The organism is Lentzea sp. NPDC036955 (assembly GCF_055608005.1).
In genome coordinates, this window is the sequence record NZ_JBVJRC010000002.1 from 345,792 (window position 1) to 357,753 (window position 11,962).

Annotated in this window: 12 protein-coding genes; 5 read left to right on the top strand and 7 right to left on the bottom strand. The window is 72.9% G+C overall.

What is annotated here, in order from left to right; translation table 11 throughout:
- Nucleotides 1-122 precede the first annotated feature (122 nt).
- Nucleotides 123-1,220 (top strand): ricin-type beta-trefoil lectin domain protein, encoded by a 1,098-nt coding sequence (locus ACZ7CF_RS06715; protein ID WP_470369068.1) that lies wholly within the window; start codon nucleotides 123-125, stop codon nucleotides 1,218-1,220.
- Nucleotides 1,221-1,262: 42 nt separating this feature from the next.
- Here ACZ7CF_RS06715 and ACZ7CF_RS06720 read toward each other — a convergent pair whose 3' ends face one another.
- On the bottom strand, nucleotides 1,263-4,022 hold the full coding sequence (locus tag ACZ7CF_RS06720; protein WP_458432517.1) for a sensor domain-containing protein: 2,760 nt from the start codon (nucleotides 4,020-4,022) through the stop codon (nucleotides 1,263-1,265).
- Between the two features lie 203 nt (nucleotides 4,023-4,225).
- On the opposite strand from ACZ7CF_RS06720, the gene ACZ7CF_RS06725 reads away from it, so the two are divergent.
- Nucleotides 4,226-5,386 (top strand): beta-ketoacyl synthase N-terminal-like domain-containing protein, encoded by a 1,161-nt coding sequence (locus ACZ7CF_RS06725; RefSeq protein ID WP_458432516.1) that lies wholly within the window; start codon nucleotides 4,226-4,228, stop codon nucleotides 5,384-5,386.
- 13 nt (nucleotides 5,387-5,399) lie between these two features.
- Here the strand turns inward: ACZ7CF_RS06725 and ACZ7CF_RS06730 are convergent, their stop codons facing one another.
- The 5 genes from ACZ7CF_RS06730 to ACZ7CF_RS06750 all read right to left on the bottom strand — a co-directional run bounded on the left by ACZ7CF_RS06730 (nucleotide 5,400) and on the right by ACZ7CF_RS06750 (nucleotide 9,166).
- Entirely contained in the window at nucleotides 5,400-6,329 is a 930-nt protein-coding gene (locus ACZ7CF_RS06730; RefSeq protein WP_470369069.1) for a PDR/VanB family oxidoreductase, read from the bottom strand.
- On the bottom strand, nucleotides 6,326-6,484 hold the full coding sequence (locus tag ACZ7CF_RS06735) for a hypothetical protein (protein ID WP_360384125.1): 159 nt from the start codon (nucleotides 6,482-6,484) through the stop codon (nucleotides 6,326-6,328). The genes ACZ7CF_RS06730 and ACZ7CF_RS06735 overlap by 4 nt, the downstream gene beginning before the upstream one ends.
- A complete protein-coding gene (locus ACZ7CF_RS06740) occupies nucleotides 6,481-7,515 on the bottom strand; it encodes an aromatic ring-hydroxylating dioxygenase subunit alpha (RefSeq protein ID WP_360384122.1) in 1,035 nt (344 codons plus the stop codon). The genes ACZ7CF_RS06735 and ACZ7CF_RS06740 overlap by 4 nt, the downstream gene beginning before the upstream one ends.
- A 105-nt stretch (nucleotides 7,516-7,620) precedes the next feature.
- Entirely contained in the window at nucleotides 7,621-8,388 is a 768-nt protein-coding gene (locus ACZ7CF_RS06745; RefSeq protein WP_458432515.1) for an IclR family transcriptional regulator, read from the bottom strand.
- A gap of 40 nt (nucleotides 8,389-8,428) precedes the next feature.
- Nucleotides 8,429-9,166: a GAF and ANTAR domain-containing protein gene (locus ACZ7CF_RS06750; protein WP_470369070.1), complete on the bottom strand. Its 738-nt coding sequence runs from the start codon at nucleotides 9,164-9,166 to the stop codon at nucleotides 8,429-8,431.
- A gap of 55 nt (nucleotides 9,167-9,221) precedes the next feature.
- Here ACZ7CF_RS06750 and ACZ7CF_RS06755 point away from each other — a divergent pair, with 55 nt between their 5' ends.
- The 3 genes from ACZ7CF_RS06755 to ACZ7CF_RS06765 all read left to right on the top strand — a co-directional run bounded on the left by ACZ7CF_RS06755 (nucleotide 9,222) and on the right by ACZ7CF_RS06765 (nucleotide 10,831).
- A complete protein-coding gene (locus tag ACZ7CF_RS06755) occupies nucleotides 9,222-9,560 on the top strand; it encodes a hypothetical protein (protein WP_458432513.1) in 339 nt (112 codons plus the stop codon).
- Between the two features lie 233 nt (nucleotides 9,561-9,793).
- Nucleotides 9,794-9,982, top strand: a complete 189-nt coding sequence (locus ACZ7CF_RS06760) for a hypothetical protein (protein WP_470369071.1) — start codon at nucleotides 9,794-9,796, stop codon at nucleotides 9,980-9,982.
- Between the two features lie 285 nt (nucleotides 9,983-10,267).
- Nucleotides 10,268-10,831, top strand: a complete 564-nt coding sequence (locus tag ACZ7CF_RS06765) for a M15 family metallopeptidase (protein WP_470369335.1) — start codon at nucleotides 10,268-10,270, stop codon at nucleotides 10,829-10,831.
- 275 nt (nucleotides 10,832-11,106) lie between these two features.
- Here the strand turns inward: ACZ7CF_RS06765 and ACZ7CF_RS06770 are convergent, their stop codons facing one another.
- Nucleotides 11,107-11,922, bottom strand: coding sequence for a lipoyl protein ligase domain-containing protein (locus ACZ7CF_RS06770; RefSeq protein ID WP_470369072.1), 816 nt, complete (start codon nucleotides 11,920-11,922; stop codon nucleotides 11,107-11,109).
- Nucleotides 11,923-11,962 lie beyond the last annotated feature (40 nt).

Below are 11,962 nucleotides of genomic sequence, written 5' to 3' on the forward strand. Positions count from 1 at the left end.
ACAGCGCCGCGTCGAGGATGTCGAATCGATTCGATGGTGACAGGCCCGCGTTCTTGACGTGACCCGGCGCGGCTCTGCAATGTTAACGCTCACTTAACGTTGTGCTGCGAGGGGAGAACGCGATGCCGAGGAAGTCCTGGCAGGCCGTCTGGGCGGCTGCCGCGGTGGTCGCCGCCGCGCTGCTGCCCGCCACACCGGCGGTCGCCGAGTCCAACGGCGGCACGCGGGTGATGCCGCTGGGCGACTCGATCACCGAGGGCACCCAGGTGCCCGGCGGCTACCGGATCGGGCTCTGGCAGCGGTTCGGCGGCGGTGGGTACCGGGTGGACTTCGTCGGCTCGCAGTTCAACGGCCCCGCCTCGCTGGGCGACCACGACCACCAGGGGCACCCCGGCTGGCGCATCGACCAGATCGACGCGAACATCACCGGCTGGCTGCGCAACACGACCCCGCGCACCGTGCTGCTGCACATCGGCACCAACGACGTGCTCCAGAACTACAACGTCGCCGGCGCACCCGGCCGCCTGTCGGCGCTGGTCGACCGGATCACCGCGACCGTGCCGAACGCCGACGTGTTCGTCGCGACGATCATCCCGCTGGCCAACCAGTCGCAGGAGGCGGCGGCGCGCTCGTTCAACGCCACGATCCCCGGCATGGTGCAGAGCAAGGTGAACGCGGGCAAGAAGGTGCACCTCGTGGACATGCACGCCGCCCTCACCACCGGCGACCTGATCGACGGCGTCCACCCGACCGCGACCGGCTACGACAAGATGGCCGCCACCTGGTACGCCGCGCTGCGGGCCGTGCCGGGCGCCATCGGCGACCCCGTGGCCGCGGGCAAGCGGCTGGTGGGCGTGCCCTCGGGCCGGTGCGCGGACGTGCCGGGGTCCAGTACGGCGAACGGCGCCCAGGCACAGCTGTGGGACTGCCACGGCGGCGCCAACCAGGGCTGGACGTACACCGCGGGCAAGCAGCTGGTCGGGTACGGCTCCAAGTGCCTCGACGCCTACGGCTGGGGCACCACCAACGGCACGAAGGTCGTGACCTGGGACTGCTCCGGCGGCGCGAACCAGCAGTGGAACGTCAACGCCGACGGGACCATCACCAACGCGGCGTCGAACCTGTGCCTGGACGCCTCCGGACGGGCCACGGCCAACGGGACGCTGCTGGTGCTGTGGTCGTGCTCGGGACAGCCGAACCAGCAGTGGCGGCTCGGGTAGCCGCTGCGGGGCGGGTCGCGGCCGGACGGCTCCGGCCGCGGCTCACAGGTCGGCCAGCGGCACCGGCCGGCCCAGCAGGAACCCCTGCGCCTGGTCGCAGCCCAGCTCCCGCAGCACGTCGAGCTGCTCGGCCTGCTCCACCCCTTCCGCGATGACGCTCAGGTCGACCGCGTGGGCCATGGCGATGATGCTCGTGACGATCGCCTCGGCCTCCGCGGACCGGCCCAGGCCCGACGTGAACGACCGGTCGATCTTGAGCGTGTCCAGCGGCAGGGTGAGCAGCTGGGCGAGCGAGGAGTAGCCGGTGCCGAAGTCGTCGATCGCGAGCCGCACGCCCAGGTCGCGCAGCGCCGACAGGGTGCGGGCGGCCAGTGCGGGATCGCGCATCAGGGCGCTCTCGGTGATCTCCAGGCAGAGCGACTCCGGGGGCAGGCCCGCCTCGTGGGTGGCGTGCCGGATGGCCGAGACGAGCCACGGGTCGTCGAGCTGGCGGGCCGACAGGTTCACGGTCAGCTGCAGGTGCGGGGCCAGCACGGCGAGCTCGCGGGTCGCGGTGTGCAGCATGTGCGCGCCGATGATGTTGATCAGGTCGCTCTCCTCGGCGAGCGTGATGAACTCGCCGGGGGAGATGAGGCCGTAGCGGGGGTGCGTCCAGCGCAGCAGGCCCTCCACGGCCGTGCGGCGGCCCGTGGCGACGTCGATGATCGGCTGGTAGGCGAGCCACAGCTGGTCGCTCAGCGGCGCGCGGCGCAGGTCCTGCTCCAGCTGCAGCCGGCGCTGGATGCGGTCGCGCAGCTCCACGTCGAAGAACGCGATGCGGCCGCGGCCGTCGGTCTTCGCCCGGTACATGGCGAGGTCGGCGTCGCGCAGCAGGTCGGCGCCGTCGCGGGCGTCGCTCGGGTCGGCCAGCACGATGCCCACGCTCGCGTCGACGTGCAGCTGCCGGCCCTGCACGGTGATCGGCCGGTTGAGCTCGGCGCGCACGTGGCCGGCCAGTGCGTGCGCCTCCTCGGGGCCGGTCACGCCGTAGGCGATGACGGTGAACTCGTCGCCGCCGAGCCTGCCCACCACGTCACCCCGGCGGGAGCTGCGGCTCAGCCGCGTGCCGACGACCCGCAGCACCTCGTCGCCTGCGCTGTGGCCCAGCGAGTCGTTGATGACCTTGAACTTGTCCAGGTCGATGAACAGCACCGCGGTGAGCCCCGAGCGGTGCGCCCGCGCGGCCGGGCTGAGCCGGTTGATCGTCACCGTGCGGTTGCACAGGCCGGTCAGCGCGTCGTGCGTCGCCTCGTGCTCCAGCCTGCTGTCCATCAGGCGGCGCTCGGTGATGTCGGTGAACGACACGACCGTCGCCGACGGCAGCCGGCCGTCCTGGTTGAGCGCGCGGGCGCTCAGCGACAGCCAGACGCGGGTGCCGTCCGGCCGCAGCGCGCGCAGGATGCGGCCGTGCTGCGAGCGGCCCGTCGCCCTGGTGATCGCGGACGGGAACTGGTCCACCGGCACCGGACGGCCCGCCTCGTCGTGCAGCTCGGTCAGCGACGCCGCCTGACCGATGGCGTCCTGCGCGCGCACGCCGAGAATCCGTTCGGCCGCCGGGTTGACCGACTCGACCAGGCCGGTCGGGCCGACCACCAACACGCCCTCCTCGATCGCGGCGACCACGGCCGTGAAGTGGCGCTCGGCCCGGCGGCGCGCGGTCTCGTCAGCGCAGATCAGCACGTAGCCGTCGGCCATCCGCGCCACGGACACCCGCACCGCCAGCGCCTCGCCGTCGGAGCGGTGGTGCTCCGCTTGGACCACGCCACCCGCCTCCAGCACGGCGGCCGGGTACAGCGCGGCGCCGACCACGGCGCCGATGGGCTGCCCGATCGCGTCGGCCGCGCGGTGCCCGTAGACGTGCTCGGCGCTGGGGTTCCAGCTGGTCACGACGCCGTCCGCGGTGGTGGCGATCAACGCGTCGCTGACGTGCGCGACGAGCGCGGCCTGGTAGGTCAGCGCCGCGGCGGCCGCCTTCTGCTCGGTGACGTCCCGCATGATCACCTGGAACGCCGGCCGGCCCTCCCAGGTCGTGCGCACCGACACCGACTCGACGTCCAGGGTGCCGCCGCCGCGCCGCAGCAGCACGGCGTCCGCGGGGTCGCTGGTCGCGCCCGGCACGGTCAGCTTCTCGATCCGCCGCAGCATGTCGGACTGCGAGTCCGGGTGGACGAAGTCGGTGATCGGCCGCCCGAGCAGGTCGCCCTCGGACTGCGCCCGCACGAACCGGACCGCTGTCGGGTTCGCGTACACGAGCACACCGGCCTCGTGCACCACGATCGCGTCCGGCGACAGGTCCACCAGCAGCCGGTAGCGGTCGGCGAGGTCGGCCAGCTCCTGCTGCTGGGCGTGCCGCCGGGTCACGTCCGCGGCGACGCCGACCAGCGCCCGCTCACCACCGCGGGCCGAGACGCGGGCGTGGAACAGCAGCCAGCGCCGGCCGCCGGGGGTCTCCAGCGGCTGCTCCAGCTCGAACTCCTGCCACGCCGAGGCCGCCCGCGCCGCCACGGTCAGCGGCGCGACGAGCTCGGTCAGCCGGGCGCGCACGGCGTCGGCGTCCGCACCGGGCAGGCCGAGCACCGAGTCGAGGCCCGCCGTCCAGCCGAACCGGTCGGTGCCCAGGTCCAGCCACCACGCCACGGCGGCACCGACCGAGAGCGCGAGGTCGGCCAGCAGCTCGTGGTCGAACTCGGCGTCGCCGGTCAGGCCGCTCACGTCGTCGCTCCCAGATCCGATCGTCCCCCGGACTCGCGGTGGCGTGGCCATCGTGAAGTCCTACTACACACCGTGCCAGAGCCGCACCCGTCTGGCGTGAACACGGTGAGCCGTTATATCCGGTCGCCGGGAGCGACGGGCGGCCAGGGGTCCCGTCAACAGTCCATTGTAGACTGCCGATTGATGTGTTCGCGAGCCGACCGACCCGTTTATGCTGGTGTGAGGTGTCGGCCCTCGGTGTGGGGGAGCGGGATATGGTCGCGCGTGGTGTGGGTGTCTGCGGAATCGGCGTCGTCAGCGCGTACGGCTGGGGCCGCCAGTCGCTCTGGGACGGTCTGGTGAGCGGGAGACCGGCCGCCGTCGTGGTGCCTGAGCTGGCCCGTTTCCCCGGCGACACCGTCTGGGCGGCGTGCGTGGGCGAGGGCGGCGACCCGGCCGACGGACCGAGCCGGTTCACCCAGGCCATGCGGGCCGCGGCCAGGGAGGCGGTCGAGGACGCCGGTGCGCGCGGCTGGCAGCCGGGCCGCCGGGTCGGTCTGCTGCACGCCGTCGTGCTCGGCGAGGTCGACCTGTGGCGCGAGTTCTACGTCACGCGCGGAGGCGATCTGCCGGTGCACGACTACCTGGCGTTGATGCCGTCCACCCCGATGTCGATGTTCATGCAGGAATACGGTTTCCACGGTCCGGCCATGAACGTCTCGGCGATGTGCGCGTCCGGCAACGCCGGGCTCATCACCGCCAAGGCCTGGCTGGACGCCGGAATCGTCGACGACGTCGTGTTCGTGGCGACGGACCTGTCCCTCACCCCGGAGAACGTGGCCCACTTCGTCCGCCTGGGAGTGGCCATCGTGGACGCCGAGCCGCTCGACGCGTGCCGGCCGTTCCAGCAGGGCAGCCGCGGCTTCGTGATGGGCGAGGCGTCCGTGGCGTTCGTCCTGTCGCGCCGCGCGTCCAACCCGTACGCGATGACGCTCGGCGGCGCGATGTCGCACGACGCCTACCACGTGACCTCGATCGACCCGCGGCTCGACCAGATCACCACCTGCTTCACCGACGCGCTCGACAACGCCGGCGTGAGCGCCGCCGACGTGCGCTACCTCAACGCCCACGGTCCCGGCACGGCCCAGTGCGACGCCGCCGAGGCCGCCGTGCTGGAACAGCTGTTCGGACCGGACACCGGCATCTACTCGGTGAAGCCGCTGACCGGCCACTGCCAGGGCGCCGCGTCCGCCGTGGAGGTCGCGGTGACGGCCATGGCCTACGACCGCGGGGTCGTCCCCGCGCCACCGGTCGTCGCACCGGGACACCCGCGGCTGCTCAACGGGCCCACACCGGTCGCGGACGGCATCACGATCAAGTCGTCGCTGGGCATGGGCGGGCACAACTCGGCCGTCGTGCTGGCACCACCGGCCTGAGCCGCGCCGCCGGTCAGAGGTCCAGCACCAGCCGCGGTGAGCGGGACCGGGACACGCAGATCATCATCACGTCGCCGCAGTCCTGTTCGGCCGCGGTGAGGACGGAGTCCCGGTGGTCCGGCACGCCGTCGAGCACGCCCGTCTCGCACGTGCCGCAGGTGCCCTCCCGGCAGGACGACAGCACGGACACCCCGGCCCGTTCGACGGCGTCGAGCACGGACTGTCCCGCCGGCACCCGCACCGTGGTCCCGGTCTGCGCCAGCTCGACCTCGAAGTCCTGCCGCGGTCCCTCGCCGGCGCCGGGCTTCGGCGCGAACCGTTCGACGTGGAGGGTGCCCTCCGGCCACCGCGCGCAGTGCTGCTCGACCGCGGCCAGCAGGCCTTCCGGGCCGCAGCAGTACACGGCCGTGCCCTCCTCGGGTTCGCCCAGCAGCGCGGCCAGGTCCAGCAGGCCGTGCTCGTCCTCGGGGCGCAGCTCCACCGCGGGCAGGTGCTCCAGCTGCGCGCGGAACGCCATGGAGGACCGCGTCCGGCCGCCGTAGACGAGCCGCCAGTCACCTCCCGCCGCCGTCACCGCGGCGATCATCGGCAGGATCGGCGTGATGCCGATGCCGCCCGCGATGAACAGGTGCCGCTTCGCCTCGACGAGCTCGAAGTGGTTGCGCGGCCCGTGCACCTCGACCTCCTGCCCGGCGGTGAGCACCTCGTGCACGTGCCGCGAGCCGCCGCGGCCGCCCGGTTCGAGCAGGACGGCCACCTGGAGGACCGCGGTGTCGGCCGGGTCGCCGCACAGCGAGTACTGGTGCACCACCCCGTCGGCGAGCACCAGGTCGACGTGCGCGCCCGGCGTCCACCGCGGCAGCGGGTCACCCGCGGGGTGCCGCAACGTCAGCAGCACCACCCCGTCGGCGACCGGTTCCTTGCGTTCCAGCAGCAGTTTCACGGCGTGTGCCCCGCAGGGTGGGCGAGCAGCCAGTCCCACAGCTCGACCGGGCCCTCGAACTCGCGTTCCGCCGCGCAGTGGCAGGTCGCGCGGAGCCGGTCGGTGCCGGGCACCCAGTGGACGCGGTTGACCCGCTCGCCGGTGAGCGCGTTCACGCCGGCTCGCACAGGCGCCCGAGCATCCGCCGCGCGGCCAGCCCGCCGGTGTCGATGTTGATCGACAGCTCCTGGTAGCCCTCCGGTTCGGACGCGATGACCTGCTCCAGCACGTTCAGCGCCACGACGTCCTGCAGCACGACGGTGCGGTTGCTCTCCGCGAGGAACGCCGAGACCTCCTCGTCGCCGAGCGCGAAGTCCCGTGCCACGGCCCAGAAGTCGTGCGTCGAGGTCTCGGTCTCCGGCGTGATCGCGTACACGACCTCGACGTGGAACGCGTCCGGGTCGGTGCCGTCGGGGTTCGGCGTGGACCCGACCGGCGCGATGCGGCTGTGCAGCTTGTACAGGCACGGCGGCGTGTACTCGATGTCCTGCCAGCGCGCGATCCGGCCCTCCAGGCCCGTCGACTTCGAGTAGAACGGCGGGCACTCCGCGTCGTCCATGTGCCGCGAGACGTAGATGATGCCCGCGTCCTCGTCGACCTCGGTCGTGATCGGGGTGGACGCGACCTCCGGTGTGCCGATGTAACCGCCGTGCAGGTAGGTCTCGTGCGAGAGGTCCAGCAGGTTGTCCACGAGCAGCGAGTACCTGGCCTGCAACGGCTCCATGCCGCACACCGTCGTGTAGTCCGGCGCGACGAGCCACGGCGCCCGCGGGATGCGCGCCGCGTCGGCCTTCTCCGGGTCGCCGATGAACACCCACACGAACGAGTCCTGCTCCACCACGGGGTAGGGCAGCAGCCGGGCCGTGCGCGGGATGCGGGTCTGCCCCGGCACGGCGACGCACCGGCCGCCCGCGTCGTAGGTGAACCCGTGGTAGCCGCACACCACCTGGTCGTCGACGAGCCGCGACGGCGCCTGCGACAGCGGGAACCGCCGGTGCACGCACCGGTCCGGCATCGCCGTCACCGCACCGCCACGGGTGCGCCAGAACAGGATCGGCTCACCGCAGACGGTGCGGCTGAACAGGTCGTGCTCGATCTCGGACCCGTACGCGGCGACGTACCACTGGTCGCGCGGAAAGCCGGTCATTCGGGCTCCTTCGCCGGTGTTGCTCCGTGGTGGGAGAGCACAGCGTGGCGGAGACCACCGCACGCGGCGAAGCGCCGTTTCCGGAAAATGGAAGCCCTGACGCCGTTAGCCGCAGAGCGCTCGGGAGATCGCCTGAGCGCTGGTGCGCACGAGCGGCGCCAGCGCGTGCGGCGTCATGGTGCCGTGCCGCACCACCAGCGACACGGCGGCGACGACCTCGCCGTGCTCATCGTGGACCGGCGCGCCGACCGAGAGGGCGTCCATGGTCACCTGCCGGTCGCTGACCGAGAAGCCGTTCGACCGGACGGCGGCGAGCATCCGCCGCAGCTGGGCCGGATCGGTGACGGTCCTGGCGGTGTAGCGGTCGATCGGACCGCTCAGCACGTCCTCCTGCACCTCGACCGGCGCGTGCGCGAGCAGCACCAGGCCGACACCGGTGGCGGTGAGCGCGAACCGGTCGCCCACGCGGGTCAGCACCGGCACGGCGACCGACCCCGCGATCCGCTCGACGAACACGACCTCGGTGCCCTCCCGGACGGCGAGCTGCACGTTCTCCCTCGTGACCTGGGACAGGTCCTCCAGGAACGGCAACGCGGTCTCCCGCAACCCCGGACCGCGCGGCGCGAGCGAGCCGAGCTCCCACAGCCGCAGCCCGATCCGGTAGAGCCCGTCCGCACCCCGCTCGGCGGCACCCCACGCGCACAGCTCCTGCATCAGCCGGTGCGCGGTCGACAACGGCAACCCGGCCCGCCGCGCGAGGTCGCTCAACGTCAGCTCGCGATGCTCGGCGTCGAACGCGTCGAGCAGCTGCAGCGCACGGCCGATGACCGGTCCGGTGGGACCGGTGGGCCGGCCTCGACGCGGGGCACTCACCCCGTCATCTTGCCCGGGGTGGTGTGCGACCTGGATCAAGTCAGGTGGGCAGGCGGCGGGTCCTGGTGAGCTGCTCGGCGATGTCGCGCAGCTTGAGGTTGGTGTGCTGGCTCGCGCGGGTGAGCACCGCGAACGCCTGGTCGGCGGTGATCTGGTGGCGTTCCATCAGGATGCCCTTGGCCTGGCCGATCAGGTCGCGGGTCGCCACCGCCGCGCTCAGCTGGCTGCGTTCCTGGGCGGAGGCGAGCGCGATCGCAGCGTGCCCGGCGAACAGGCTGCCGACGTGCCACGACTCGTCGTCGAACGCACCCGTCCGCGCGGAGTACAGGTTGAGCGCGCCGAGGTCCTCGTCCTGCACGAACAGCTGGAACGACAGCATGCTGCCGACCTCCAGGTCCGCGGCCTTCCCGGTGAACACGGGCCACCGGTCGTCACCGGCGACGTCGGGGACGGAGACGATCTTCTCGTCGTACAGGGCGGTCAGGCAGGGACCCTCACCGGACGCGAGCTGCGCCTGGTCGACCTCGCACGGCAGGTCACCGGTCGTGGCGACGGTCCGGATCTCCCTGCGGCCGAGCACGGTCATGATGCCCGCGTGCTCGGCACCCGGAATGGTCCCGGCCGCGGCGTGGACGATCGCGTCCATCGTCTCCTGCTCGCCGTGCTGCTGCTGGAGCGCACGGGCGATCCTGGTCAGGTGCGCAGCCAGGTCCGGTTCGCGCTCGGCGGGGAGTCCGAGGTGGCCCTCACCCGGCGGGCCTGCGGTGTCGGTGGCCATGCGGGTGGTTACCCGGAACGGCCGCCGGTACACGGGTGCGGTACGGGTGCACGGAGTGGAACGGCGCATCCGTGCGCTGGAGTCGCGCCGGGCCCGGCTCAAGACGCGGGCCGGCAGGGCGTCGAGCTCGGGTGACGTCAGCACGGCCATGGCCGCGCCGGCCGAGGCGCGCCTGCACGCGGCGCAGGCACGACAGCGGTTGCGGGAGAGTCTGATCAGCTCCGCGCGTGCGCACGAGCGGGCAGCCGCTGCCCACACGCGTGCGGCGGAGCACGGGGGCATGGGCGTCGCGGAACACCGGGCCGCAGCCGCGCAGCACCGCCGTGGCCGACCGCGAGAGCGCTGCCAAATCGTGATCACGAAAACCCCCAGTCCTCTGTGGAACCAGGCGTAGCACCGGACCCGGCAGGGAACTCCCGGTCCGCCGGGCCCGGTGCGCCGGACGCGGCGGCACCGCGCGTGTGGTCGGGCTGTGTTCGGCAGTGTTGTTCAACAGCCAGCAACCGCGCGGGTCCGGTAGCGCGGTGCGGATCTGCGTTCGCGCGATCCGCACCGCGTTCGCCGGTTCACCACGCCGCTGGCGGGTATGCCGCACGGACGGAAGCCGACCTCCAGGAGGAGAGTGCCGTGACCGGACCGGACCGGGACGAGGAGACGGTGCAGCGGGGCGCTGCGGAGGAAGCGAGCGGCACACCCCTGACCGAGACGGAGGCCGAGGTGTCGCGGCGGCCGCCGAGCGACACCCCCGAGGACGTACCAGACGAGGACGGTCGCGGGAACAAGGGCATGGGCCTCGGCGGTGACGACGTCGAGTGAGACCGGACGAGCCGGTGGTACAGCAGCGGCGGTTCGCCGGCCGCAGCTCGCGTGGTCGGGTGAGGTGGCCCGGCGCGCGAAGGAGCTGGAACGCGGCAACTGCGTGACCTGACCGGCCACCCGGCGCGGTCCGCTGTTCCCGGACGAGCGGTCCTCACGGGCACCCCGTCGACAGGTCGTTGCAGAACGAGCACATTCCGCGCGACGGCCGATCACATCGGCGCGGCATCGTCGAGCACGTCGGACACACCCGGCGCGCGACGACGAGGAGATGAACCAGTGGTGATGCGGGGACACGCGGGCGGCAACGGACTTCGCACCGCCTGCGCGGTGGTGCTCGTGCTCGTGGTGACGGCCTGTGCGACACCGCCGGAGGCCGGCACCGTCCACTCGGGAGGTGGCAGCTCCCGGGTGGACGGTGACGGCAGCATCCCGGAGAACGAGAGCATCTCGTTGCAGGACGACGACCACCCCGCCATCGCCAACCTCGACCCCGCACTGCTCGCGGCGGTGCGGGCGGCGGCCGTGGACGCCGCGGCGCGCGGGGTGGAGCTGAAGGTGACGTCGGGCTGGCGCAGCAAGCGGTACCAGCAGCGGCTGCTGGACGAGGCCACCGCGCGGTACCGCAGCGCGGAGGAGGCCCGCAAGCTCGTGCACCCGCCGGAGAAGTCGAAGCACGTGACCGGGCACGCCATCGACATCGGGCCGACCGCCGCCGCGGACTGGTTGGTCCAGCACGGCGCGGACCACGGGCTCTGCCAGGCGTTCGCCAACGAGATGTGGCACTTCGAGCTGCTGACCACGCCTGGCGGCCAGTGCCCGCAACCGCAGGGCACCGCACTGGGCTGAACCCTTCCGATTCCTTTCACCGCCTCCACGGGTCCACACCCCCGAAGTGCCGGCGTCGGGTGACACCGGCCGGAGCCAGAGGGGGAAGGACAGCGGCCACCCGCACGTGGGTGCTCGTGACGACCGCGCTGACGGCGGTCAGAACGGACCTCGGCGCGTCGGTCACCGAGCTGGAGTGGACGGTCAACGGCTACGCGCTGAGCTTCGCCGTGCTGCTGCTGACGGCAGCGGCGGGGTTGCCGGAGCGGATCGGTCCCGGATACCGGCATCGGGCGTCAGGTGCTGGGCACCGGGTGCGCGCGGGTCCAGTCGTCCACGTGGAACGGTCCCGCTCCCTCCGGCACCACCCCGGCCGCGTGGGCGGCGACCGCGGCGGGGACCTGCCCGTCGGCCAACCCGAGCCGGTCGCGGTAGTCCGCCGCGAACGCCGCCGCGACCTCCGCCGAGGACAGCCCCGGCGCGTAGTCGGCCAGCCCGGCGATCGAGCTCTCCCGCAGTCCGTAGCCCAGCGCCTGCGACACCGCGGTGAGCACGGCGCGGACCTCGTCCGACACGGCGACCTGGACGACGGTGCTGAACAGCGACCCGGTCGCGGTGACCCGCTGGGCCGAGCCCACGACCTTGGCGGTGCCCGCCACGTTGATGCTGTACTCGCCGGGGCAGTACTCGCCGTCGACCTCGCCGACGCGGGCGTCGACGTCACCGAGCCCGCGCAGCACCCGCACGTGGCTCTCGGCGTTGGCGGCGAACGTGGCGCTGCCGGCGTGCCGGATTCCGGTGGTGCGGTCGAGGTGGTCGATCACGACGGCACCGGCGTCGTAGGCGACCATCCGCCCGCCCGGCGAGCGCACCACCGTCGCGAACCCCGCCGCACGGGCCACCTCGGTGGCCTTCGCGATGCCGGGTGAACGGAGGTCACGGCCGCTGAACGCGACCGTCGGGCCGTGCGGCACGTAGATGTGGACGAGCTCCGACCACGTCGCGGTGGGGGCGCGCAGCAGCAGGGCCGGGACCACCAGTTCGGTGGGTGCGGGGCCGGTGCTGCCGGTGGCCAGCAGCCGGGGGAGGTCGAGGTCGTTCGCAGGAGACACGCGACGATTCTCGACCACCGCCCCGATGACCGTCGCGGTG